Source organism: Donghicola tyrosinivorans, assembly GCF_003003355.1.
Lineage (GTDB): Bacteria > Pseudomonadota > Alphaproteobacteria > Rhodobacterales > Rhodobacteraceae > Donghicola > Donghicola tyrosinivorans.
On the sequence record NZ_PVTQ01000007.1, the window covers coordinates 25122 to 49898 of the forward strand.

General features: G+C 60.1%; 25 protein-coding genes. 19 read left to right on the top strand and 6 right to left on the bottom strand.

Annotated elements, in window-relative coordinates; genetic code table 11:
• Positions 1 to 200 precede the first annotated feature (200 nt).
• The 6 genes from CLV74_RS11320 (at position 201) to CLV74_RS11345 (ending at position 6227) form a co-directional block, all read left to right on the top strand.
• The gene (locus CLV74_RS11320; RefSeq protein ID WP_106264747.1) at positions 201 to 629 is read left to right on the top strand and encodes a c-type cytochrome; all 429 of its coding nucleotides are present in this window, start codon (positions 201 to 203) and stop codon (positions 627 to 629) included.
• 399 nt (positions 630 to 1028) lie between these two features.
• Entirely contained in the window at positions 1029 to 2330 is a 1302-nt protein-coding gene (locus tag CLV74_RS11325; protein WP_106265111.1) for an extracellular solute-binding protein, read from the top strand.
• Positions 2331 to 2402: 72 nt separating this feature from the next.
• On the top strand, positions 2403 to 3284 hold the full coding sequence (locus tag CLV74_RS11330; RefSeq protein ID WP_106264749.1) for an ABC transporter permease subunit: 882 nt from the start codon (positions 2403 to 2405) through the stop codon (positions 3282 to 3284).
• A gap of 11 nt (positions 3285 to 3295) precedes the next feature.
• Positions 3296 to 4156 carry an ABC transporter permease subunit gene (locus CLV74_RS11335; protein ID WP_106264752.1) on the top strand — a complete coding sequence of 287 codons (861 nt, stop codon included), beginning with the start codon at positions 3296 to 3298 and terminating at the stop codon, positions 4154 to 4156.
• A gap of 11 nt (positions 4157 to 4167) precedes the next feature.
• Entirely contained in the window at positions 4168 to 5205 is a 1038-nt protein-coding gene (locus CLV74_RS11340; protein ID WP_106264754.1) for an ABC transporter ATP-binding protein, read from the top strand.
• A complete protein-coding gene (locus CLV74_RS11345) occupies positions 5202 to 6227 on the top strand; it encodes an endonuclease/exonuclease/phosphatase family protein (RefSeq protein ID WP_245888526.1) in 1026 nt (341 codons plus the stop codon). Before CLV74_RS11340 ends, CLV74_RS11345 begins: the two co-directional genes overlap by 4 nt.
• On the opposite strand, the gene CLV74_RS11350 is transcribed toward CLV74_RS11345, so the two are convergent.
• Both CLV74_RS11350 and CLV74_RS11355 read right to left on the bottom strand, forming a co-directional pair.
• On the bottom strand, positions 6224 to 6652 hold the full coding sequence (locus tag CLV74_RS11350; protein ID WP_245888527.1) for a rhodanese-like domain-containing protein: 429 nt from the start codon (positions 6650 to 6652) through the stop codon (positions 6224 to 6226). The two genes, CLV74_RS11345 and CLV74_RS11350, sit on opposite strands and share 4 nt — an antisense overlap.
• An 81-nt stretch (positions 6653 to 6733) precedes the next feature.
• Entirely contained in the window at positions 6734 to 7369 is a 636-nt protein-coding gene (locus CLV74_RS11355; protein WP_106264756.1) for a TetR/AcrR family transcriptional regulator, read from the bottom strand.
• 240 nt (positions 7370 to 7609) lie between these two features.
• Here CLV74_RS11355 and CLV74_RS11360 point away from each other — a divergent pair, with 240 nt between their 5' ends.
• The 6 genes from CLV74_RS11360 (at position 7610) to CLV74_RS11385 (ending at position 14091) form a co-directional block, all read left to right on the top strand.
• Positions 7610 to 9646: an NADH:flavin oxidoreductase gene (locus CLV74_RS11360; protein ID WP_106264758.1), complete on the top strand. Its 2037-nt coding sequence runs from the start codon at positions 7610 to 7612 to the stop codon at positions 9644 to 9646.
• A gap of 92 nt (positions 9647 to 9738) precedes the next feature.
• Positions 9739 to 10164, top strand: coding sequence for a PaaI family thioesterase (locus CLV74_RS11365; RefSeq protein WP_106264761.1), 426 nt, complete (start codon positions 9739 to 9741; stop codon positions 10162 to 10164).
• A 71-nt stretch (positions 10165 to 10235) separates the two neighbouring features.
• Positions 10236 to 10817: a LysE family translocator gene (locus tag CLV74_RS11370; protein WP_106264763.1), complete on the top strand. Its 582-nt coding sequence runs from the start codon at positions 10236 to 10238 to the stop codon at positions 10815 to 10817.
• A gap of 92 nt (positions 10818 to 10909) precedes the next feature.
• Positions 10910 to 11818 (top strand): AEC family transporter, encoded by a 909-nt coding sequence (locus CLV74_RS11375; RefSeq protein WP_106264765.1) that lies wholly within the window; start codon positions 10910 to 10912, stop codon positions 11816 to 11818.
• A 161-nt stretch (positions 11819 to 11979) separates the two neighbouring features.
• Positions 11980 to 13134: a DUF2235 domain-containing protein gene (locus CLV74_RS11380; RefSeq protein ID WP_106264768.1), complete on the top strand. Its 1155-nt coding sequence runs from the start codon at positions 11980 to 11982 to the stop codon at positions 13132 to 13134.
• Between the two features lie 138 nt (positions 13135 to 13272).
• Positions 13273 to 14091: a Rossmann-like and DUF2520 domain-containing protein gene (locus tag CLV74_RS11385; RefSeq protein WP_106264770.1), complete on the top strand. Its 819-nt coding sequence runs from the start codon at positions 13273 to 13275 to the stop codon at positions 14089 to 14091.
• Here CLV74_RS11385 and CLV74_RS11390 read toward each other — a convergent pair.
• On the bottom strand, positions 14088 to 14765 hold the full coding sequence (locus CLV74_RS11390) for a GntR family transcriptional regulator (RefSeq protein ID WP_106264772.1): 678 nt from the start codon (positions 14763 to 14765) through the stop codon (positions 14088 to 14090). The two genes, CLV74_RS11385 and CLV74_RS11390, sit on opposite strands and share 4 nt — an antisense overlap.
• An 80-nt stretch (positions 14766 to 14845) precedes the next feature.
• Between CLV74_RS11390 and CLV74_RS11395 the strand changes: the two genes are divergently transcribed.
• Positions 14846 to 15886, top strand: a complete 1041-nt coding sequence (locus CLV74_RS11395; protein ID WP_106264774.1) for an AbrB family transcriptional regulator — start codon at positions 14846 to 14848, stop codon at positions 15884 to 15886.
• 55 nt (positions 15887 to 15941) lie between these two features.
• Here CLV74_RS11395 and CLV74_RS11400 read toward each other — a convergent pair whose 3' ends face one another.
• On the bottom strand, positions 15942 to 17231 hold the full coding sequence (locus CLV74_RS11400) for an O-acetylhomoserine aminocarboxypropyltransferase/cysteine synthase family protein (protein WP_106264776.1): 1290 nt from the start codon (positions 17229 to 17231) through the stop codon (positions 15942 to 15944).
• Between the two features lie 218 nt (positions 17232 to 17449).
• Here CLV74_RS11400 and CLV74_RS11405 point away from each other — a divergent pair, with 218 nt between their 5' ends.
• The 6 genes from CLV74_RS11405 (at position 17450) to CLV74_RS11430 (ending at position 23189) form a co-directional block, all read left to right on the top strand.
• Positions 17450 to 17878: an RrF2 family transcriptional regulator gene (locus CLV74_RS11405; RefSeq protein WP_106264779.1), complete on the top strand. Its 429-nt coding sequence runs from the start codon at positions 17450 to 17452 to the stop codon at positions 17876 to 17878.
• Between the two features lie 328 nt (positions 17879 to 18206).
• Positions 18207 to 20213 carry an FAD-dependent oxidoreductase gene (locus CLV74_RS11410; protein ID WP_170108031.1) on the top strand — a complete coding sequence of 669 codons (2007 nt, stop codon included), beginning with the start codon at positions 18207 to 18209 and terminating at the stop codon, positions 20211 to 20213.
• 12 nt (positions 20214 to 20225) lie between these two features.
• A complete protein-coding gene (locus CLV74_RS11415; protein ID WP_106264783.1) occupies positions 20226 to 21692 on the top strand; it encodes an ammonia-forming cytochrome c nitrite reductase subunit c552 in 1467 nt (488 codons plus the stop codon).
• 55 nt (positions 21693 to 21747) lie between these two features.
• Positions 21748 to 22317 carry a Tll0287-like domain-containing protein gene (locus CLV74_RS11420; RefSeq protein WP_106264785.1) on the top strand — a complete coding sequence of 190 codons (570 nt, stop codon included), beginning with the start codon at positions 21748 to 21750 and terminating at the stop codon, positions 22315 to 22317.
• Positions 22317 to 22763 carry a c-type cytochrome gene (locus CLV74_RS11425; RefSeq protein ID WP_211299034.1) on the top strand — a complete coding sequence of 149 codons (447 nt, stop codon included), beginning with the start codon at positions 22317 to 22319 and terminating at the stop codon, positions 22761 to 22763. Before CLV74_RS11420 ends, CLV74_RS11425 begins: the two co-directional genes overlap by 1 nt.
• Positions 22764 to 22775: 12 nt before the next feature.
• Complete coding sequence (locus CLV74_RS11430; RefSeq protein WP_106264787.1) at positions 22776 to 23189, top strand: globin family protein; 414 nt, start codon at positions 22776 to 22778, stop codon at positions 23187 to 23189.
• Positions 23190 to 23259: 70 nt separating this feature from the next.
• Here the strand turns inward: CLV74_RS11430 and CLV74_RS11435 are convergent, their stop codons facing one another.
• Together CLV74_RS11435 and CLV74_RS11440 are read right to left on the bottom strand one after the other, a co-directional pair.
• Positions 23260 to 23748 (bottom strand): ureidoglycolate lyase, encoded by a 489-nt coding sequence (locus CLV74_RS11435; RefSeq protein WP_106264789.1) that lies wholly within the window; start codon positions 23746 to 23748, stop codon positions 23260 to 23262.
• A gap of 102 nt (positions 23749 to 23850) precedes the next feature.
• Positions 23851 to 24777: a LysR family transcriptional regulator gene (locus CLV74_RS11440; protein ID WP_106264791.1), complete on the bottom strand. Its 927-nt coding sequence runs from the start codon at positions 24775 to 24777 to the stop codon at positions 23851 to 23853.

A 24777-nucleotide genomic window follows, 5' to 3' on the forward strand; every position in this document is an offset into this window, starting at 1 on the left:
TTGAGAAAAATGTAATGCTTGCGGGAGATATTGATCCGGACGGGCACCTGAAACGTAAGTCCACTAAAAAATAACTCGCAGAATGACAAAAATCACATGTAAGGATCATGTGTTCTAATGCCGATTGCTTTTTAGATAGCTCTTTCACCAATTGTCACCAGCTCCAATTCTACGCACTCCCTTCGCGGTACTTTTTTCAAATGAAGCCAATTCTCGCACTGCTCTTCACCCTTACGGCCACGACAGCCAGCGCCGACTATGTTCTGGAAACCCGAAATACGGATAACGGAGCTGCGCAATACGCCGAACATTGCGCCAGTTGCCACGGCGCAAATCTTGAAGGTCAGGAAAACTGGGAATACCCGTTCGAAGATGGCAGCATGCCCGCCCCGCCCCATGATGAAACCGGTCACACATGGCACCATGCCACCGGCTTTTTGCTAGAGTATGTCCGCGATGGCGGCGCAGCCACGATGGAGGCCACAGGCATCTCGAAGTACAACAGTAAGATGCCCGCGTTCGGCCACACCCTGACCGAAGACGACATTCTGGATATTCTGGGGTTCATCTACCAAAGCTGGCCCGAAGAGGCCCGCCGCGTCCAGCGCGAGCGAAGCCCTTCCCAATAAGCAGGCGTGCGATCAGCCGAACGCACGACCCTGTTCCGCCAGACTGATGCTAGCCGCGTTTACAACCTGCCCTGCCAGCAGACATTTCGCACACCGCACCTGATACAACCATTCAGCCATCCAAAGCCCCGCGCAGCCATCTCGTGCGGACAAGTCTGCCATCTCTTGCGGGGCTATTTTGACCAGCCAGTCAATTTAATCAAACTGACACGGACACGACACCAGACCGTTACATCCCCCACTTACGCAATCGGACGTTCGACGTTGCGCACTCAGGACATGTCCTGCGCCGACGGGAACTCTTGCGGGACAATGACTTGCCCGCAGTCGCCGTCTGGCGCCGCACAACAGCGGCGCAGGCCATGACCGCCCGATGGGCACCAATGAGTGGAGCTTATGATGACCCGCCTCTCTTTTGTATCGACCGCAGCCCTCGTGCTGGCCGCCAACACCGCTTTCGCCGAGACCGAGATCACTTGGTGGCACGCAATGGGCGGCGCCCTTGGCGAGACCGTCAACCAGATCGCAACCGATTTTAACGCCAGCCAGTCTGACTACAAAATCACCCCCGTCTTCAAAGGCACCTACGAAGAGACCCTGACCGCTGGCATCGCCGCCTTCCGCGCGGGCGAGCAGCCCAACATCATGCAGGTCTACGACGCGGGCGCTGCCACCGTGATCGGCGCGAAAGGCGCAACCATTCCCGTTCAGGATCTGCTGACCGAGAACGATGTTGCCTTCGACATCAACAACTACATCTCGGGCGTGCGTTACTTCTACGCGGACGCAGACGGCAAGATGATCGGCATGCCCTTCAACTCGTCCTCGCCCATCATGTATTTCAACACCGACGCGATGGCGAAAGCCGGTGTCGAAGCGCCCAAGACCTGGGAAGAGTTCGAAACCGTAACCGCCCCTGCTCTGATCGACGCAGGCTACATCCCGCTGGCGCAGTCGCACTCGCCCTGGATCTTCGTTGAAAACTTCATGTCGCGCCACAACCTGCCGTTTGCCACCAATGACAACGGCTACACCGGCACTGACACCCAGATTCTGGTCAACAACGACGCGCTGAAAATGCACTGGACCAACGTCAAAGAGTGGCTGGATGACGGCAAATACGCTTGGTACGGCGCAAGCTGGGACGACAACCAGACCCCCTTCGAAGAAGGCAAGGTTGCGATCTGGCTTGGCTCGTCGGGCTCGTTCGGCGGTCTGATGAAGAAAGACCTGCCGTTCGAATTCTCGGCCACCTACCTTCCCTACTGGGAAGAAGTGACTACCGAGCCGACCCAGACCTTCATCGGCGGCGCATCGCTGTTCGCAATGGCCGGTCAGCCCGCAGAAGAGAACAAAGCCACCGCAGCCTTCTTTGAATACCTGACCTCGCCTGAGGTGCAGTACATGTGGCACCGCGAAACCGGCTATGTTCCGATCACCACCGCGGCTTATGAACTGGCGAAAGAAGACGGCCACTATGACCGCTTCCCCGCTGCAGAAGTTGGCATCCAGCAGCTGTCGCTGGCCGCAGGTGAGAACACCAAAGGCTATCGCATGGGCTTTTACCCCCAGATCCGCGACGTGATGAACCGTGAATTCGGCCGCATCCTGTCGAATGAGACCGACGTTGAAGCCGCTTTCACCACCATCGAAGCGGAATCGAACGAGCTGCTCTCGCGCTTTGCGATGACCCAGAACTAATCCGATCCATCGGATATTCCGGCGGCTGTATCCCTCACGGCCGCCGGTTTCCTTTACCCCGACGGAGCATGCATGAAGCGCGCTGGTTTCTCGAACCGTTGGCTGCCGATCCTGTTTCTGATCCCGCAGCTTGCGATCATTTTTATCTTTTTCTACTGGCCCGCAGCCCATGCCATCCGGTCTTCGTTTTACCTGCAAGACCCCTTCGGCTTTGGCGAGACCTTCGTCGGCCTGAAGAACTACACCGCCATGTTCAACTCCGCCGCCTATCTGCGGTCGGCGTGGTTCACGGTGATCTTTACCGTGATCGTCACCTTCCTATCCCTCTCGATTGCGCTGCTGCTGGCGGTCAAAGCGGACAAGGTCATTCGCGGCGCCAAGACCTATCGCACCTTGCTGATGTGGGTCTACGCTGTCGCGCCCCCCGTGGCGGGCGTTATCGGCCTGATACTCTTTGATCAGTCGTGGGGACCGATCAAGGATTTCGTCGCCCTCTTCGGCTGGGATTTCCGCCTTGGGGTCGACTATTTTGACACCGCCTTTGCCATGGTGACCATCTCGGTCTGGAAGCAACTGCCGGTGAACTTCATCTTCTTTCTCTCGGGCCTGCAAGCGATCCCCAAATCCGTGCGCGAGGCTGCGCTGATCGACAATCGCTCCGCCTCGGGGCGGTTCTGGGATGTGACCTTTCCACTGCTGGCGCCCACGGGGTTCTTTCTGCTGATCATCAACATCACCTATTCGCTGTTCGACACCTTCGGCGTTATCGACACCGTGGTGAAGGGCGAACCCGGAAACAACCCGATGACCCTTGTCTACAAGGTCTATGTGGACGGGTTCCGTGGGAATGACCTTGGCGGGTCATCTGCCCAGTCGGTCATCCTGATGATCCTTGTTCTGGCCCTGACCATCTTCCAGTTCCGCATGGTCGAGCGGCGCATCCACTACACCTAAGAGGACCCGCGATGTCTGTTTCCAAACGCTTCCGCTGGTCCGCCGTTCTGGACCATTCGATCCTGATTATCGGGTCGCTGATCATGATCCTGCCTGTGGTGATGCTGCTTCAAATGGCCTCGACCACGGACATCCACACGATGAAGAACGGCCCCGGCCTGATCTTTGGCGACCAACTGCCCGTGAACTTTGAAAAGGCCATGTTCAAGGCTGACGGCTTTACGGGCGCGAATACCGGCGTCCGGATGCTGTACAATTCGATGATCCTTGGCTTTGGCTTTGCCATTGGCAAAATCGTCATCGGGATGATGGCCGCCTATGCCATCGTCTATTTCCGCCTGCGGTTCGCCACGCTGGCCTTCTGGGTCATTTTCACCACGCTCTTGTTGCCGCTTGAGGTACGCATCCTACCCTCATACGAGATCGTCCAGCGCCTCGGGATGCTGAACACCTATCAGGGCCTGATCATCCCTCTGATCGCCTCGGCCACGGCAACGTTCTTCTTCCGGCAGTTCTTCCGATCAATCCCCGAAGAACTGGTCGAGGCCGCACGCATCGACGGTGCCGGTCCCATCAAGTTCTTCGTCGATATTCTGGTGCCCCTGTCGCGCACCATGATCGCGGCGATGTTCATCATCATGTTTGTCTACGGCTGGAACCAGTACCTCTGGCCCACGATGATCACCACAGAAGAGGGCATGTTTACCCTAGTGCGCGGGATCAAGCAGATCACCCAGACGCTAGAGGGCACCAACCTGCCTGAATACGGCCGATCCAACCTGCTGGCGATCATCGCAATCCTGCCCCCCGTTCTAATCGTCATCTTTTTCCAGAGCTGGTTCGTCAAAGGCCTGACGGAATCCGACAAGTAAGGAAGTTTCTCATGGCTCAGGTTTCTCTGAACAACGTCCGCAAAGTCTATCCCAACGGGTTCGAGGCCGTAAAACCCGCCAGCTTCCGTATTGAGGATGGCGAGTTTGTGGTGCTGGTCGGCCCCTCGGGCTGCGGCAAGTCCACCATGCTGCGGATGATCGCGGGGCTCGAAGATATCTCGGACGGAGCGCTGACCATCGGGGATCGTGTTGTGAATGACGTGGACCCCGCCGATCGGGACATCGCGATGGTGTTCCAGAACTACGCTTTGTACCCGCACATGACGGTGGCCAAGAACATCGGCTACGGGTTGAAGAACCGCAAAATCCCTGCCGCTGACATTGCCGCCAAGGTGCAAGAAGCGGCCACCATGCTGAACCTCACCGACTATCTGGACCGCAAGCCCAGCCAGTTGTCGGGGGGGCAGCGCCAGCGCGTGGCTATGGGCCGCGCCATCGTGCGGGACCCTTCGCTGTTCCTATTCGATGAACCCCTGTCGAACCTTGATGCAAAGCTGCGCAACCAGATGCGGATCGAGATCAAGGCCCTTCAGCGACGCCTTGGCGTGACCTCGGTCTATGTGACCCATGATCAGGTTGAGGCGATGACAATGGCGGATCGTATCATCGTCATGAACGCAGGCCGGATCGAACAGATCGGCACCCCTGCCGAGGTCTACCACAGCCCCGCCTCGACATTTGTCGCCAGCTTTATGGGTGCGCCGCCGATGAACCTGCTGACGGGCCGCGCCGAAGCGGGCCGCGTGCGCGTCGGGAACGTGATGCTGCATCAGCACCACGAAGATCGTGATCTGACCGTCGGCATCCGCCCCGAAGATATCATCCCCGACTCCCACGGCCATCTGGAGGTCGAGGTTACCCTGATCGAAGAACTTGGCGCGCACCGTCTGCTGCACGGCCAGATGCAGGGACATCCTCTGACCATTCATGTGGGCAAGGATCATCCCGTTGAGACCGGCCACATCCGCGCTGCGATCAAGCCGAACGCTGTGTCTCTCTTCGATCCCGCCAGCGGGGTCCGCCTGTGACCATCGCCCTGCCAACCTACGGCCCTGTCACCCAGTCCGTTCCCGAACTGACGCCTGTGACCGAAGTGCAAAAAGCCGCGATCCTCAAAGCCCCGCGCACCAGTACCGCCCATCAGGACTTACTGGCTGCGATGCCCTGCATGCATCAGATCCAAATGGGCGGCACGGGCGCTGCTGCGCTGCCTGCCGCCCCACGCATTCTGGCATGGAACCTTGAACGCTGCCTTTTCCCGCAGGCATCCGCCGATCTGGCGCAGGCCCACGGGGCGGATGTGCTGCTGCTGTCCGAGATGGACCTAGGCATGGCTCGTACCGGCCAGCGCAACACCACCGCAGAAATGGCGCAAGCCCTTGGCATGAGCTACGCCTACGGGATCGAGTTCTTTGAGATGGGCCTTGGCAGCCCGACCGAGCTGGAATTTTGCACCGACAAAACCAACAGCCTCGGTTGGCACGGTAACGCGATCCTGTCGAAATCACCCCTGACGCTCGTGGCGATGCTACGACTGGACGATCACGGCCATTGGTTCGCCAGCGATTTCGGGGCAGACCCGATGCAGCCCCGCATCGGCGGACGTATGGCGCTGCTGGCCGAGGTTCCGACCGAAGCTGGTCCGATCTGCGTGGTCTCGACCCATCTGGAAAGCAATTCCGGCCCCGCGCACCGCGCGGCCCAGATGGCGCGCCTTCGCGCGGCGATCGACAGCTTTGCGCCGAACATGCCTGTTGTGATTGGCGGCGATCTGAACACTGGCAACCATTGCCCGCCCGATTTCGACTGGCAGCAAGAAAGCCTGTTCCATGAGACGGAAAATCTTGGCTACAGCTGGCAGGCCACACCTGCGGGGATGACCACGCGCCCTAGCCTGATCACCCGTTTTCCCGATCGCACAATGAAGCTGGACTGGTTCGCCCATCGCGGCCTGAGCCACGCAAACAGCGCCCTGATCCCCGCGCTGGACCCGAAAGGGCAGCCCCTTTCGGATCACGACGCGATTATTGCGCAGTTCTGCCGCGCTTAGCGGCGTTTGGGGGCTACGGGCTGATAACCCTCGCCCACCACGCGGATCATACCGCCGGCCACGTCGATAACCTCGTGGTCGGTCAGTTCTGCCACCATCCGGCTGGCCATTGAGGTCCGGTTGCCCGAGCGGCAGATCAAAGCCAACTTTTGCCCCTCTGCTAGGTGCGGTGTCACCATCGACATGAATGCGTCAGGATGCGCGAAAGGCACAAGCAATGCGCCCTCAACGACACCGGTCGCGGCCCATTCTTCGGGCTGGCGGATATCCACCAGCAGGATATTCGGGTCCGACGCCAGTTCCGCGCCACTTAACGCCTGTGAAGACAGGTTCGCGGGGGCACCAGCCGCCCGCATTCTAAGATTTCCATATAGCCCGGCCATAAGTGCCACAGCAGCCCCCGCAATCCAGTAACGACGTTGCATTCAATTTTTCCTATATGTTTCTCAACATCTAGAATGCAAGTGCCGCCAGCGCAAGAGTGATATGCAAAAAACGATATGTGTCTAGGCGTCGCCCGTATAGCCGATCCGTGCCCTAAAGCGGGCCATCTCAATCTCGGGGGGGCGTTGACCGGTGTAAATCTCGACGTAGTTGGGAAAGCGTTTCAGACGCACGTCCAGCGGCTCTTCCACCCCCATTGAGATATAGCCGATCTGCACCAGATAAATCGTCCGCGCCCGCACATCCGCATCATCAGGCGCATGGCCCCAACGCTCTAACATGGTGCGCAGTGCCTCAAGGCGGGCGGCATCGGCAGCCTGTAGCCGTGCCATCGCTGTGGCGTCCTGCTGAGACCACGCCCGCACGGCAACTTCGAACCCTGCATCAAACTGGCTGTCAGACAGGAACAGACTGATCACGTTCAACATCGCCTCGGTCTCGGTCGCGGCGAATTCCGTTGTGGCGGCAACCAAGTGGCGGGTGGTGGCCTGCTCCCAACGATCCAGCAGACCGGACAGTAGCTCCTGCCGATCCTTGAAAAACCAGTAAAAGCTGGTGCGCGACAGCTTCAGGCGATTGGCCAGCGGCATGATCTTGACCGCATCCACGCCCTTTTCCACTAGCAGCGCTTGCGCCGCATCCAGCCACACCTCGGGCGAGCCGCGCCAGCCGCGCTCTGGAAGATCATCCTGTGTCATAGGGACATTGATACGGCACGCGAGACAAAGACCTCAAGCAGAATCAGCAAACATCGCCGACTTCTGTACAGTCATGTCCAATTACCGAACACCACCAAAACCCTAAATAACTAGGCGCAATCCATTCAACTCACCGAAATATTTACCGCGTTTGGCAGGCCCTTCAGATTCAATCTTGACACAAGTGAACATTTTGAAAATCGTGGACAACAACACAGCCATTCCAAGCACAGGTCCGCCATGTCCAACGATCCCCTTTTGCAGCCCTACCAGTTAAAGCACCTGACCCTGCGCAACAGGATCATGATCACCAGCCATGAGCCTGCCTACCCCGAGGATGGCATGCCCAAAGAACGCTACCGCGCCTATCATGTGGAGCGGGCCAAGGCCGGTGTGGCGCTGACGATGACGGCGGGATCAGCCTCGATCTCGCGGGACAGCCCGCCGGTCTTCAACAACATTCTGGCGTGGAAGGATGAGGTTGTCGGCTGGATGAAGCAGATGGTGGACGAATGCCACGATCACGGCGCTGCTGTCATGATCCAGCTTAGCCACCTTGGCCGACGCACCCGCTGGGACAAGGGCGACTGGCTGCCGGTGATCGCCCCCGGCTATGACCGCGAACCCGCGCACCGCGCCTTCCCCAAACTAATGGAAGAATGGGACCGGACCCGCGTCATTCGCGACTTTGCCGATGCAGCCGAGCGCATGAAGGCTGCAGGTGTTGATGGCATCGAACTTGAGGCCTACGGCCACCTGCTGGAGCAGTTCTGGTCGCCCCTCACCAACGATCTTGAGGACGGCTACAACGGCTCGATCGAGAACCGCCTGCGTTTCACCCTTGAGGTACTGCAAGCCATCCGCGACCGCTGTGGCGAAGATTTCATTGTCGGCCTGCGCTATACGGGCGATCAGGTGATGGAAGGCGGCATGGGCAAGGACGAAGGCCTGAAGGTCAGCCAGATGCTGAAAGCCAGCGGGCTTGTAGACTTTCTGAACGTGGTGCGCGGCCAGATCGCCACCGATCCGGGCCTGACCGACCTGATCCCGATCCAAGGAATGCGCAACGCGCCCCATCTGGATTTCGCGGGTGAAATCCGTGCGGCGACCAACTTCCCCACCTTCCATGCGGCGAAAATCCCAGATGTCGCCACCGCCCGTCACGCCATCGCCAGCGGCAAGCTGGATATGGTGGGTATGACCCGCGCCCATATGGCCGACCCCCATTTGGTGCGCAAAGTGATTGAGGGGCGCGAAGATGACATTCGTCCTTGCGTCGGCGCCAACTACTGTCTGGATCGCATTTATCAGGGCGGCATGGCCCTGTGTCTGCACAACCCATCCACAGGACGGGAGATCGAGCAACCACACGCCATCGCCAAAGCCCCCGCGAAAAAGCAGATCACCATTGTCGGCGCAGGTCCCGCAGGCATGGAGGCCGCCCGCGTTGCCGCCGAACGCGGCCATAACGTCACCGTCTTTGAGGCCGCCGACCAGCCCGGTGGCCAAATCCGCCTGACCGCCCTGCAAGAGCGGCGGCGCGAGATGTCTTCGATCATCGCGTGGCGTTTTGATCAGGCGACCAAGCTGGGGGTCACTTTCAACTTCAACACCTTTGCCGAGGCACAGGACGTGCTGGCCACCAACCCCGATGAGGTGATCATCGCCACCGGCGGCCTGCCCTATACGGACATCCTGCGGGAAGGAAACGATCTGGTGGTCTCCAGCTGGGACATCCTATCGGGCGATGTGAAACCGGGCAGCAATGTGCTGATCTTTGATGATGCGGGCGATCATGCGGGTCTGATGGCGGCGGATGTGATCTCGGCCACGGGCGCGAAGGTAGAAATCGTGACGCCCGACCGCAGCTTTGCCCCCGAAGTGATGGCCATGAACCTTGTGCCCTACATGCGGGCTTTGCAGGGGCGTGACACGACCTTCACCGTCACGTGGCGTCTGATGGATGTGCGCAAAGACGGCAACCAACTGACAGCGGTTCTGGGTTCGGACTATGGCGCCGTGTCCCGCGAACGGCAGGTGGACCAAGTGGTGGTCAACTACGGCACGCGTCCGTTGGATGATCTATATTTTGACCTCAAATCCCAGTCCAGCAACTTGGGCGAGGTGGACTATGACGCCCTCTCGACCGGCACGGGGCAAGAGGTTGTGCGCAACCCCGATGGGGCCTTCCGCCTGTTCCGGATCGGGGATGCTATCTCGGCGCGCAACACCCACGCGGCGATCTATGACGCCCTGCGGATCGTCCGCGATCTATAACGCTACGTCACCCGCTTTGGCCTTGGTGCCTTGGCGGGTGACTTCTCCCCTCTTCCCCGCGCAGACTGAGAACAAGGATGTAGGGGGAAATCATGACCGACGCTCTGTTCGCACGGGTTCAGGACAGTTTCGACAAACAAGGCCTAATGCACCATCTGGGGGCCACCTTGCATGAGGTGCGCGAAGGCTATGTGGCGATCCGCATGGCCTACCGCCCGGAACTGACCCAGCAGCACGGATATTTTCATGCGGGCGGGTTGTCCTCGATCGCGGATAGCGCAGGTGGCTATGCGGGCCTGACCTGCTTTGTGGACGGCATGAATGTGCTGACGGTCGAGTTCAAGATCAACCTCATCAACCCAGCCAAAGGCGACTATCTTGAAGCGACCGGCCAAGTGGTCAAATCCGGGCGCACCCTGACCGTCTGCCAACTCGAGGTCTTTGCCGTCACCGAAGGCACCCGCACCCTAGTCGCAATCGGCCAGCAGACCCTGATTGCAGTTCCCGACCGGACATGAGACAGGACGCCCAAAAGGCGCCCTTACATGACCATTCCCTTCGACAATCTGGCAACCTTTGCCGTTGCGGAATGCTGCTTGGACTTGCGCCAGGGCCAGACAACATCTTTGTCATCACCCTTTCGGCCCTCAATGGACGTCGGGCCGGATTGCAGGTGGTTCTAGGGCTGTGCTCGGGGCTTGTCCTGCATACTCTGGCGGTCGCCTTTGGGGTCGCGGCGCTGATCAAGGCCAGCGCCCTTGCTTTTCTGGCGCTGAAGATATGCGGCGTCGGCTATCTGCTGTATCTGGCGCTCGGAGCCTTTCGCGCAGGGCCGCAGCAGGCAAGCACTGCGCCGCAATCCTCGGGCAAGCGGCTTTACCTGCGCGGCTTGGTGATGAATGTGACCAACCCCAAGGTGCTGATCTTTTTCCTCGCGTTTCTGCCCCAATTCGCCACCCCAGCGAATGGTCCCGTCTTCTGGCAAATCCTGAGCCTTGGCGGGGTATTCATCCTGATCACATTGATCGAGTTCAGCCTGTTCGCCCTTCTGGCAGGCAGCCTTCGAAACGTTCTAACCGGATCACCCCGCGTACAGATCATCATGAACCGCGTTGCGGGACTGGTCTTTGTGGGGCTGGCGGCGAAACTGGCCCTCAGCCAGCGTTTGTGACCCGATATCCCCTGCGGCGCGGCACAAAGCTGTACCGCGTCCCGAAATAGGCGTAGGCAGAAAGCAAACACCCTTCTGACAAGAGTAAGCCCTTGCTGCTACTGACCATCTGGCCCCTTTTCGCGCTGATTTGCCTTGGCTTTGTGCTGTATCGCAAAGGCTTTCCCGATATGGGCTTTTGGTCCGCAGCCGAGCGTTTGAACTATTTCCTGCTGTTTCCGGCTCTTTTGGTCGCCAGCCTTGCCCGAGCGCCTGTCCGCGATCCCGAAGTGCTGCGCCTTGGCCTTGCGGCAGTGGTCACGATCCTGTTGGCCTTCACCGGCTTTGTCATCGCGCGGCGTCTGCGCCCCACGCCTGCCGCACGGTTTGGCCCTGCGGTGCAAGGGGCGGTGCGGTTCAACACCTATCTGGGCCTTGCCATCACCGGCAGTCTTGCCGGCCCCGAGGGGCTTCAGCGCGCCGCTGTCTATCTGGCTGTCTGTGTGCCGGTGGTCAACGTCCTGTCGATCCTTGCCCTGACCGAAAAAGGGCAAGGTCGCGGCGTCCTCAGCCTACTGCGCGCGATCCTGACCAACCCTCTGATTTTAGGATGTCTGGCGGGGCTGGCGCTATCAATCAGTGGCATCGGCCTGCCCTTCGGCACGGACCGGTTTCTGGACCTTCTGGCCAAAAGCAGCCTTCCTCTGGGCCTTTTGTGCGTGGGGGCCGCCCTACGCCCTGCAAGCATGACCAAAGACCTGCCCGTCATCATCGGCAACAGCGCCATCCGTCTGGGTATCATGCCCTTACTGGCGGCCACCGTCGGCTGGTTCTTCGGCCTTCAGGGGCCGGAGGCACTGACTTTGGTGGTTTTCTCGGCAATTCCGACGGCAGCTGCCTCTTACGTACTGACCCAGCAAATGAAAGGCGACGGCACGCTTATGGCAGGCCTTGTAACGGGTCAGACCCTGATTGCCATTGTGACAATTCCTCTAATGCTGCAACTGCTGGGACTGGCCTGAAACCTGCGCTAACGCATCCTTCACGAAACTGGCTACACCCAAAGAAATAAGGCCTTTGACCCAAGACCTCACTGTGTTTGACTGGCCGCGTATTCCGCCGGACAGTGGTGTGTTTTTGTCCGGCCCTTCGTATTTAGCATTATTCATTTCAGGTAATTGCGATGGCCAAGAATATCGTCCTTTTGATGGACGGCACCTCAAACGAAATCCGTTCGAACCGGTCAAACATCCTGCGCCTATACGGGACGCTGACCAAAAGCGCCGACCAACTGGTCTTTTATGACCCCGGCGTCGGCACCTTCGGTTCTGGCAACACATGGTCCCGCCTGCGCAGCAAAACCAGCGAGGTCTGGGGCATGGCGACCGGTTGGGGCATCGATACCAACGTGAAAGAGGCCTACCGCTTTCTGGTCGAGAACTACAGCGTCGACGAAAACGGCGAGCGGGACCGCATCTATTTATTCGGCTTTTCACGGGGGGCCTACACCGCCCGCGTTCTGGCGGGGTTTCTGCATGCTTTCGGCCTGATGGAAGTGCGCAACCTCAATCTGCTGGACTACGCCTACCGCGCTTACAAGCAGATTGATGATGCGGAAAACGATGGCGCAATCGAAGAGTTGCGCCTGCATGAACGGATCATCCAGCCCGACACCCCCACAATCCGGATGCTGGGGCTGTTCGACACGGTGGCCTCGGTGATTGAAAGCGGGCGCTGGGGGCCGCGGCTGCGGCATCACGCGTTCACACGGCAAAATGCCTCGGTCCAGAGCATCCGGCACGCGGTCGCCATCCATGAACGCCGCACGATGTTCCGCCCCCAGCTTTGGCAGCAAGACCAGCAGTTCCAGCCGAACAAGAAAGATGACACAGTCTTGCTCCCGCAGGACCTGAAAGAGGTATGGTTCAACGGCGTTCATGGCGACGTTGGCGGCGGGTATCCCGAAGCCAAATCGGCGCTGGCCAAGCTACCGCTTTACTGGCTGATCGAAGAGGCCGAAGGTCTGGGTCTGTCCTTCGAGACAGACAAGATCAACGACATTGTTCTAGGGCAAGACAGTAACCGCAAATATACCGCACCTGACTGCTTGGCACCGCCGCAGGATTCCATGTCCAGCACGTGGCGCATGCTGGAATATCTGCCCCAACACATGCCGCAACCCACCACGAGCGGCTACAAGCGGCGCTGGATCATTCCGCGCGGGGCAAACCGCACTATCCCCGACGGGGCCAACGTACACTGGTCGGTGTTCCGACAAGGCATCCTGCCCCAGAACTTGCCCAAGACCTATGAGATTGACGAAGGCGGCCAATGCTAGGACCACTTTGAATGTGACCAAAACATAAGGTGTGACGAAACGGGTTGGTATGTTCCATCGGGGCCAATATAATTGGTCACAGCGGGTTCGGATGTCATGATCCCAACCCGACACAACAACGCTTAAGGGACCGCTGCCGTGAAACGAGTGAACCTGATCGGGGCAGGAAAGGTTGGCCAAACGCTGGCGCGGTTGATCGCAGCCTCAACGGGCTACCAACTTGGGGATGTCTTCAGCCGCTCGGTTTCTAGTGCGGAAGATGCGGTTAAAGCCGCAGGGCAAGGCGCCGCTCAAGCCACACTCAGTGACATGGCCCCAGCGGATCTGTGGTTGATCTGCGTGCCGGATGACCAGATCGCCGCGACGGCCCAAACCTTGGCGAAGGCGCATCTACTGCCCTCTGTGGCCTTACATTGCAGCGGCTTTCTGGATGCCAGCGCCCTTGCACCTTTGGCCGACTTTGGCTGGCAAACGGCCAGCTGCCATCCGGTCCTTAGCTTTGCTGATCCCGCGATTGCGGCCAGCCAATTTGCGGGCACTTACTGCGCTGTCGAGGGCTCGGCCGCCCAATGCGCAACCGCGTTGATAACAGCGCTGCACGGCCACCCCTTTCCGGTGAACGCCGCGCAAAAGGCACTGTATCACGCAGCAGCGGTCTTCTCGAACAACTTCGCCACGGTGCTGCAAGCCATCGCGCAAGAGGCTTGGGCGGCGGCGGATGTTCCCCCTGATGTGGCGAAAGCGTTGGGACAAAAGCTGCTGGATGGGACGGCGGCCTCGGTCGCGCGGTTGGGTCCGGCGGCTGCTTTGACTGGCCCCGCTGCCAGAGGCGACGATACCGTCCTAACCCGCCAAGGGGCCGCCGTCGCGGATTGGCACCCCGAAGCGGGCAGCCTTTATCAGACCTTCAGCACCTTGGCGCGACGGCTGAAGGAGACAGGCAGCACCCTGCCCTAAAACCCCAGATCATCTGGGGCCGGTTGCGCCCGCAAGGCACGGACCCGCACCCGCTGCGCACCCTCAACATGTTGGCGCATGGCCGCTTCGGCGGCGACGCCGTCCCGCGCCTTGATCGCCTCTAGCACTGCTTGGTGTTCGGCAACGGCGTTTTCGGCGCGTTCCGGCTGCAACAATGTCGTCGGCCCAAGGATCATCAGCGCCTTTTGCAACCCTTGGGTCGAGCGGCGCAGAAACCTGTTCTTGGCTGCATCCAAAAGGGCCGCGTGGAATTGCCGGTTCAGCACCCATGCCTCTCGGGTCGGCCCCGCCTGCGCCAGCGCCTCATTGATGGCGAACAACTCTTCGATCTCAATGTCCGAGGCGCCACGGGCCGCCAACCGCGCGGCAGTTCCTTCCAGCACGGCGCGCATTTCGTACAGCTCCATCAACTCGGCGTAATCCAAAGTGCGGATTGCCGCGCCCTGACGGGGGACATGGGTGACCAGCCCATCGGCCTCAAGCTGGCGGATCGCCTCGCGCACGGGGGTGCGCGACACACCCAAACGCTCGGCCAGTTCGGTTTCCAACAGGCGCATACCAGGCTGCAAGCGCCCCTCGTGCAGGTCTGTCAGCAAACGGTCATAGACGCTGCCGCCGGGGCGGCCTTCGCTTGGCGCATCAGGTTGGCTCATCGGAACACTCCAGTCTTGTATACATATGGATACAAGAGTATCCAATATCAGGTCAACTCTTGTTCCCGAGTCGCTTCCCGATGACCTTTTTCAACTCGCCCCATGCCCGTCGCGCCTTGACCTTTGGTATCGCTGCCATCGGCACCACCCTGTTCTGGTACCTTGATCTACCGCTGCCATTCCTGTTCGGCCCGATGGGGTTTTGCCTGATCGCCGCGCTGCTACATCTGCCCCTGAAAGGGTTCGGAGAGGTCTCGGTCGGTGCGCGCACCATTTTGGGAGTCGCGGTCGGAGCGGCGATCACGCCAGAGATGGTGTCTCATCTGCCGCGCATGGCCTTGTCAGTCGCTCTGGTCCCTTTTTTCATCGGGCTTATTGCCCTGATCGGGGTGCCGTTCTTCCGGCGGGTCTGGGGTTTTGACGGGCCAACCGCCTATTACGCCGCCATGCCCGGCGGCTTGCAGGACATGGTGATTTTCGGGATTGAGGCGGGCGGCGATCCTCGCGCCCTGTCGCTGATCCACTCAACGCGGGTGCTGATCATCGTGACGCTGGCCCCGTTCCTTCTGACCCATTTCTACGGTGTTGGCCTCACCAATCCAATCGGCGCACCTGCCGCAGACATTCCACTGACAGAGCTTGTCTTGATGGTTGCCGCCGCCCTAATTGGCTGGAAAGGTGGCGAGCGGATCGGCCTGTTCGGAGCGGCCATTCTGGGCCCGCTTATCGTCACGGCAGCCCTGTCTTTGGCGGGTCTGATCCACATCCGCCCGCCGGCCGAGGCCATTCTGGCCGCGCAATTCCTGATCGGCTGCGGGATCGGCGTGCAATTTCTGGGTGTGACCGCATCAGAACTGACCCGCGTTGTCGCCGCTGGTGTCGCCTATGTGGCACTGCTGGCGGCTCTCGCCGCAGGTTTCGCGGGGTTGGTCACCGCCCTAGAACTTGGCCATCCGGTCGAGGCCTTTCTGGCCTTTGCCCCCGGCGGGCAGGCCGAGATGACCGTTTTGTCCATCGTGACCGGCGCGGACCTTGGCTATGTGGTCACTCACCACCTGATGCGCATCATATTGGTTATCATCGGCGCACCGGTGCTGGCGCGGGTGCTACGGCCGCGCTGAACGAAAAAGGCGGGCCCTTTGAAAGGCCCGCCCCGATTTCCAGCTATCAATCCTCTTAAGAAGTCGCAGCCGCCAGACCCTGATCCAGATCGGCGATGATATCCGCCACATCCTCGATCCCGATCGAGATGCGCACCACGTTCGGCGCGGCACCGGCTTTGATCTGCTGTTCCTCTTCCAACTGGCGGTGCGTGGTCGAGGCCGGATGGATGATCAGGCTCCGCGCATCGCCAAGGTTGGCCACATGGCTGAACAGCTTCAGGCTGTTCACCAGTTTGACGCAAGAGCCATAGCCGCCCTTCACCGCCACGGTGAACAGCGCGCCCGCGCCCTTGGGCACAATACGCTGACCCCGATCATAGGACGGTGAGCTTGGCAGGCCCGCATAGGTCACCCCTTCGACACGGGGGTCTTTTTCCAGCCACTCGGCCACGGCCTTGGCGTTCTGAACGTGACGCTCCATCCGCAGGCCAAGGGTCTCGATCCCCATCAGGGTGTAGTGGGCGCCCTGCGGGTTCATGGTCATCCCTAGATCACGCAGTCCAATAGCAATCGAATGGAAGGTAAAGGCCATCGGCCCCAGCGCCCCATGGAAATTCAGCCCGTGATAGGCAGGCTCGGGCTGGGACAGCGACGGGAACTTGTCTGATGCGGACCAGTCGAACTTGCCCGAATCCACCACAACGCCGCCCGTCACAGTGCCATTGCCGGTCATGTATTTGGTGGCCGAATGCACAACCAGCGTCGCGCCATGTTCAATCGGGCGGCACAAGAAGGGCGTTGCGGTCGTGTTATCCACGATCAGCGGAATGCCTGCCTTGTCAGCGATCTTGGCCATGGCATCCAGATCGGTCACATAGCCGCCAGGGTTCGCGATGGTTTCGCAGAACAACGCGCGGGTATTTTCGTCGATGGCAGCCTCGACCGCTGCCAGATCGTCGGTATCCACGAATTTGGCCGACCAGCCAAAGCGGCGGATGGTCTGGCTGAACTGGGTAATCGTGCCACCGTAAAGACGTGACGACGACACAACGTTGCACCCCGGCCCCATCAGCGGGAACAGCGCCATGATCTGCGCCGCATGTCCCGAAGAACAGCAGACTGCCCCTGCGCCGCCTTCCAGCGCCGCCACACGGTTGGCCAGCGCCATGACCGTCGGGTTGGTCAGGCGGGAATAGATAAAGCCCACTTCTTCCAGATTGAACAACCGCGCCGCGTGATCCGCGTCCTTAAAGACGTAGGACGTGGTTTGATAAATCGGCACCTGACGCGCGCCAGTGGCCGGATCCGGCTCGGTTCCTGCGTGTACGGCCAGCGTGCCAAGCCCTAGTTTCTGTTCGGACATAAGCCCCTCCTCTCCCTATTTCACCAGCACCCTAGCGGAGCGCAAACCGCGTTTGCAATCGTCACGCTTCATTTGAGGCAACTTGGTTGGGGCGCTGCCAGCGCAGACGACATTTCGGCATTAGAAAACGGGAAAATCCGGCCTATCGGACGCAGCGCCCTTGCTCCGAAGTTCGATACCGCCCTAGCCTAATGACTAGCTCATAGGACACATGACGGATGAAACTGACCCGCTATTCTGATTACGCCCTGCGCGTCAGCATCTATCTGGCGATGTTTCCGGACCGGCTGGTCTCGATCCCAGAGATTGTGAAAGCCTATGAGATGCCGCACAGCAACATGCTGAAACTGGCAACCGATCTGGTGGGCGCGGGCTTTGTGGTCTCGGTCCGTGGGCGCAGCGGCGGGTTGCGGCTGGCCATGCCGCCCGAGCAGATCACCTTGGGCCAGATCGTGCGTCATACCGAAGGTGTCCAGCCGCTGGTCGATTGTACCGGATGCGTGTTGCTGCCCGACTGCGCATTGATCGGCATCCTGCAAGAGGCCCGCGATGCGATGTTCGCAGTGCTGGACCGACACACGCTGGCGCAGTTCGCGGGCACCGGCCCCAAGGCCCTCCAGCATTTGTTCACGGTCACCGACACCTGATCCGCTGACCTCATTTCTGCATCGCAGAATCGAAACGAAGGCCTTCGGCGCCCACTTTTGCCTCACACGAATGCGTGAGATTTAATCATTCACCCCGCATGAAGGTTAAACTTTGACCGCCTCTTTGCCTGAAGCAGGCATTTGATGCAGTTTTCGCCCGCATTGCCCAAGTTTTCCCTTCGCAGTTGCAACATAGGCGTTAGCGTAAAGGGGTGCTGACAACGGCGTCAGCGCTTTTGTGGCGACAACGACGTTCCCATAACCTGTTGACTTCCCATGCATTCTGCGCGGCGCGCGACTATGCGCGACCCGAATGCAGCAACATTTTATGAGTTTCATGACCGCACAGCCCGCCCTGAGCCAGCTACAAATCACACCCGCCTCTGACACCGACAACCTAAGGGTTGTGGTGATTGGCGGTGGTCCTGTTGGTGCCCGCGCGGCGGGTGCGCTGGCCGATAAAGGCCTGTCGGTCACTCTGCTCTCGACCGAGACCTTCGCCCCCTACAATCGCGTCAAGCTTACGCCACTACTGGCAGGCGACGTACAGTTCGGCCAGATCCTCGCACCCGAAGTCTCGGCCCCACGCGCCAATCTGGACCTGCGCACCGGCCTAAGGGTCACACAAATCCTGCGGGACCAGCATCTGGCGCGCACAGCGGACGGACAACTTTGGCCCTATGACAAGCTGGTAATCGCCACCGGATCGCGCGCGTTTATTCCCGGCATTCAGGGCCGCGATCTGCCCGGCGTCTTTACCTTCCGCTCGGCCGAGGATGCACAGGCTTTGCTGGCCCGATCCATCAGTGCGCGGCGGATCGTGGTGATCGGCGGCGGCCTTCTGGGTCTGGAAGCGGCCCGCGGCATGCAACGCCGCCAAGCCCATGTGACAGTGGTCGAGCATGAAGGCCGCGTCATGCCCCGCCAGCTCGACACCACAGCGGGCGCACTGCTGGGACAGAAAATCACTGATCTGGGCGTCGATCTGCGCACCGGCGTGGCTGTTCGAGCCATCGCAGGCGAAACGCGGGTCGAGGAAGTACATCTGGCCGATGGCACCGTCCTGCCCTGTGACACGGTGATTGTCTGCACCGGCGTGCGGGCAAACACCGGCCTTGCGCGGGATGCCAAACTGCCCTTCAGCCGTGGGATTTTCGTCGACGACACCATGTGCACCGGCGACCCCGACATCTATGCCATCGGCGAATGTGCCGAACACAACGGCGTTGTTCATGGCCTTGTCGGACCGGGTTTTGAGCAAGCCGATATTGCCGTCGACAATATTCTGGGCGGCAACAGCAGCTATCGCGGTTCGCTTCCTGCCACGAAACTGAAGGTGATCGGGGCCGAAGTCTTCTCTATCGGGCCCATCGAGCAGCTGGATGATGATCCCAGCGTTCGTAGTCACGTTTGGGAAAAGAATGGCGTCTATCGCCGCATCTTCCTGCGCACCGGAAAACTGGTTGGCGCGATTGCCGTCGGCGGTTGGAGCCAAAGCAGCCGCGTTCAAAGCGCCATCGCCCAAGGCGCACCCGCCCTGCCTTGGATGGTCTTCCGGTTCCGCCGCGACGGAATGCTCTGGGGCGATGACGCCGAAGACATCAGCGCCATGCCCGATGCGGCCACGGTCTGTAACTGCACGGGCGTATCCTGCGGCCGTCTGCGCGATGCGATGAAAGCGGGCGCGAACAGCGTTGAAACCCTTGGACAAGCCACCGGCGCAGGCAATGTCTGCGGCAGCTGCCTGCCTCTGTTGGAAGAGTTGGTCAGCGCAGGCGGCCCACCCAAACCCGTGCGCCTCTACCGCGCCATTCTGGCCCTCTCGGGGATTGCAGCAATGGCCGCGATGGTGCTGGCGCTGGCCCCGCGCATCCCCTTTCCCCAAAGCTATGATGCCGAAAGCCTACGGGTCTGGCTGTGGCAGGACAATATCACGCGCCAGTGGACCGGCTTTACCTTGCTTGGCCTGACGTTGGCTGCGATGATCATCGGCCTGCGCAAGCGGCTGCGGATCACTGACCGGCTGGGATCTTACGATGGCTGGCGACTGGCCCACATCGCGATTGGCGCCGCAACGGCGGCAGCGCTGATCATCCACACCGGCCTGCGGGCGGGTAGCAACCTGAACCTGATGCTGTTCATGTTCTTTGCCCTCACCCTTGTCATGGGCGCTGTCGCCGGTCTGGCAACGGGCGGCGATCATGCTTTGCGTGCACGTCGCATCGGCTCGGCCCGCAAACCCGCACGGCGGCTGCCCACGTGGCTGCATATACTGGCCGTCTGGCCCCTACCCGTTCTGATCCTTGCCCATGTGCTGGCAAGCTACGCGTTTTGAGGGGGGGCTGGCATGACACGTACACCGCTTCTCTGGGTTGTTTGGGGTCTGATCACGCTGTTTGGCGTGGGCGCTGTGATGGCAAAGCTTTATGTGGGTGGTGACCGCACGGTTCTGCTGCCCGATCAGACCGCAGGCGCACACCACCAGTTGGAAATCTCATGCGAGACCTGCCACACCTCCGATGCCTTTGAGTCTCAGGCGACCGTGCGCAAAGACATCAACAAGACCTGCACCACCTGCCACAAGGACGAGCTTAAAGCCGCAGACGACAGCCATCCCAAGAAGAAATTCACCAACCCGCGCATGGCCCCCTATTGGGAAAAGATCGATGGCCGGTTCTGCACCTCTTGTCATGTCGAGCACCAGCCTGAAATTACCGGCCCCATGATGGTCACCCTACCCGGTGATTTCTGTGTGGCTTGCCATTCGGAAGGCGAGCAAGACATCCGCGTGGACCGCGAAAGCCACGCCGGTTTGACCTTTGACACCTGCGCCTCATCGGGGTGTCACAACTACCACGACAACCGTTCGATCTATGAGGATTTTCTGGTCAAACACGCGGACCAGCCTTGGCTGAACGCGAGCCCCGTGATTGCCGCGGCTGCCCTACCCACAGCGCCGCAGCCCGAAAATACCCAAGCGATCGAAGCCTATCTGGCCAGCGTCACCGTCAAGGACGCCGACCCCGAAATCCTGCATGACTGGGCCAGCACAGCACACGCGGCAGCCGACGTGACCTGCGCCACCTGCCATGCACCGGAAGAGCAGGCATGGACCGATCACCCGACCCAAGAGGTCTGCGCCGATTGCCACAAGCCCGCCGCCAAAACCATGGCCCTTGGTAAACACGGCATGCGCCAGCACCCTGAAATCGCCAAGCCGCGTGATGCGAAGAAGACGCTGAAATCGCTTGGCTGGAAAGATGCGCCCGAGGCTTTGATCACGGCCATGAACACCTATCTGAACGACCCCACGCCACCTGCGCAGATGTCCACAAACGACGCCCTCGTGCCCGTGAAAGAGGACGCTCATGGGCTGGATGTGACCTGCTCCAGCTGTCACAGCCCCCATAAGGAAGAGCCTCAGCACACCGCCGTCACCGCATGCCTCAGCTGTCATGACGATCAGCACAGCACCAGCTATCCGGACAGCCCGCACTTTGCCCTGTGGCAGGCGGAAATGCTTGGGGATGGCGTGCCCGGCAGCGGCGTGACCTGTGCCACCTGCCACATGCCCCAGACCGAAAAGAAGGGTCTGGCGGTCACCAACCACAACCAGAATGACACTCTTCGCCCGAACGAAAAGATGATCCGCGCCGTCTGTCTGGACTGCCACGGATTGGGCTTCGCCATCGATGCGCTGGCCGATCCTGAGCTGATCGCGAACAACTTTTCGGGCCAACCCATTGCCCACATCGAAAGCATCGATTGGGCGATACGCCGCGTGGAGCCCTCCGGACAAGGCGCCAACCAATGAGCGGACAGCCCCACGCATCCAGCCACCTAAAACAAAGCAACAGGATGAGTACGTTATGACCAGCTATGGAACAAAAATCAAAGCCGCACTGCTGTGCGGAGCCATGACCCTTGGTGGCACCTCTGTCGCCCACGCAGATATGGAGTACCAACAGGTCTCGGATCTGCTGCATCTGGTGATGTCGTCGGACCGCACCGTCTACACCCGCATGATTGTGAACCGTCTGGCCAACCAGGAGGGCGTCATCAAAGCCTCTGAACATTTCGAAGACGAAAAAGCGCTGGTTCTGCCCGCTCAGATGTTCCGCTTTGGCGCGGAAATGGTGGCCGAGGAAACCGACGCTTTCTCGTATTCGCTGCTGTCCCTGTGGCCCATCAACAAGCAGAACGCTCCGACCACCGATCTGGAAAAGGAAGGCCTGCAATATCTGGTCGATAACCCGGGCGAAAACTTTTACGGCGAAGAAGAACTTGGCGGCGTGAACTACTACACCGCCTTCTACGCGGACGTCGCCGTCGCCGAGGCCTGCACATCGTGCCACAACGATCACAAGGACTCGCCCAAAACCGACTTTGAAGGCGGCGACGTGATGGGCGGTGTGGTCATTCGCATTCCGATGGAATGATGCCCCGCGCGGTGATGACATGGGTGGTGCTGGCCCTTGTGGCCGCGCCCGCTGCTCAGGCCGAGGTGACCCTTGGGGACGTTCTGTCCCCGACGGGCCTGAAGGGCTTTGTGACCGTAGACCGCCTGCCTGTTCCCGCAGACCCTGTTTTGCAGCAAGGGCGAACGGTCTGGCAGGGCACCTGCATGGGCTGCCACGGAGGGAATAAAGCGACCGGCGCACCCAAAATTACCGCCACCAAGAAATGGCAGCCCCGCATCGAACAGGGACTGCCCGTTTTAATCGATCACGCCACGAATGGATTTCTCGGGAAAACCTACGCCGAGATGCCCGCGCGCGGCGCAAACCCCAATCTCAGCGACGCAGAGGTCGCCGCGGCTGTTGCCTTTATGGTCTGGGCCAGCGGTGGCGAGGATGCGGCTCTGGCCTTCATTCGACAAAAGTAAGGACCTTACATCATGACACCCGAAAAAATCGCTCTGGTACAAGATAGTTTCAAGAAAGTGGTTCCTATCGCCGGCCCCGCCGCCGACATCTTTTACGACCGCCTGTTCGAAATCGCACCCGAAGTGCGTGGCCTTTTCCCGGAGGACATGACCGAGCAGAAGAAAAAGCTGATGCAAATGCTGGCCATCGCCGTGAACGGCCTGACCAAACTGGACGAGATCCTGCCCGCCGTTCAGGATCTGGGCCGTCGCCACAATGGCTATGACGTTACCCCCGCCCACTACGACAAGGTTGGCGAAGCGCTGATTTTCACCCTAGACAAGGGCTTGGGCGAGGCGTTCACCCCCGAAGTCAAAGACGCTTGGGTGGAAACCTATGGCGCATTGGCTGGTGTCATGATCGACGCGCAGGCTAAGGCGGCCTGATCACCGATGACCAGCAGCGGCGCGGGATGGCGCCGCTGCTGGAATTTTCAGGGTCAGCAAACGTGCGGGATCACTGATCCTGCACCACATAGGGGTGGTCGAACCAGTATTCTTGCAGGTTCGGCCCTTCTCCGATCCGGTCCACGACTGCAAACAGCCCCGGTGATTGCAAGGGCGTCAGCACACCGTGCCAAACATTGCGATGATAATTCACCCCTTGGCCCGGCGCGGTGCGAAAGGCCAAAGGCAAGCCCGGCTTGCCGCCTGCATCCGGCGCGACGATAACCAGAAACGGATGTTCGGTCATTGGCAAAAAGGCCTGACTGCCATCGGGATGCCGCTCCATCATATCCAGCGTCAACGGTAGGCTTCGGGTTTCCGCGTTGAAGAGGCTAATCCCAGCCCGCCCTTCATGAAAATCCAAACGCGCGCGATCATGGAACCGGCCACAGAGCCCCTGATTGATGATCTTGTCCGGCGTGCCCGAGACCTCAAGCAGATCACCGAAAGGCGCAAAGGCAGTCGCCGTCATGGGCTGGATCTGGATAGTTTGGCGCATTGATGAGGTCTCCGGACGACGGTGGTGCGGCTAGGGTTACGCATTCCATAGATCTACGCCAGAACCTGCGACGGCAATTATCAAATAATTCCGAAAACTGCCTCAGGCACCGCCCATAGGATTGGCGGCTTTGACGGTACCCGCAATGCGTTCGATGATGTATTCCATGAACAGACGCGTCTTGGGGTCCTGCCGTTTGCGATGGGTGAAAAGACAGGCCATCTGCACCTGCTCGGGCGGAGTTTTGATCGCAACAGGCACCAAACGGCCCGCTTTCAAATGCTCGGCCACCTCAAAGACCGGCTTCAGGATGATGCCGTTGCCCTGAAGCGCCCAATCGGTCAGCACATCGCCATCGTCGCACTCATACCGGCCCGACACGCGGAACCGCTTTGGTCCATCGTCGGTCATCAGGCGCCATTGAAATTCGGTCGCCCCCGGATAGCGCAGGCTGAGGCAATCGTGGCGGTCATTGACCAAGGCCTCTCCATCCGCAGGCATGCCGCGTTTCGCCACATAAGAGGGCGCGGCGCACAGCACCCGCTGCACATCGGCGATCTTGCGAATGCGCAGGTTGCTATCCTCGGGCTGGCCTAGAAAGAACGCCAGATCAAGGCCTTCGCTGGTCAGGTCCACCTTGCGATCGGTCAGGCGCAGGCGCACACTGATATCAGGGTATTGTTCCAGAAACCCCCGCACTTGTGGCGCGATTAGCCGACGACCCAACCCCAAAGGCGCCGCCACAAAAAGAGAGCCGCGCAGGTTCTCGGTCAGGTCCGCAATCTTGGCCTCGGCCTCATCCACGGCTGACAGGATTTGCAAGGCGCTGCGGTAAAAGGATTGCCCCTGCTCGGTCGGATGCAGGTTGCGGGTGGTACGCTGGAACAGGCGCACGCCAAGATGCTCTTCCAGTTGCGCAATCCGCGCCGAGGTCACCGCAGGCGAAATCCGCAAATCACGCCCCGCACCAGACATACTGCCTAGTTCGTAGACACGGACGAAGGTGCGGATGTTGTCGAAGTAGGACAT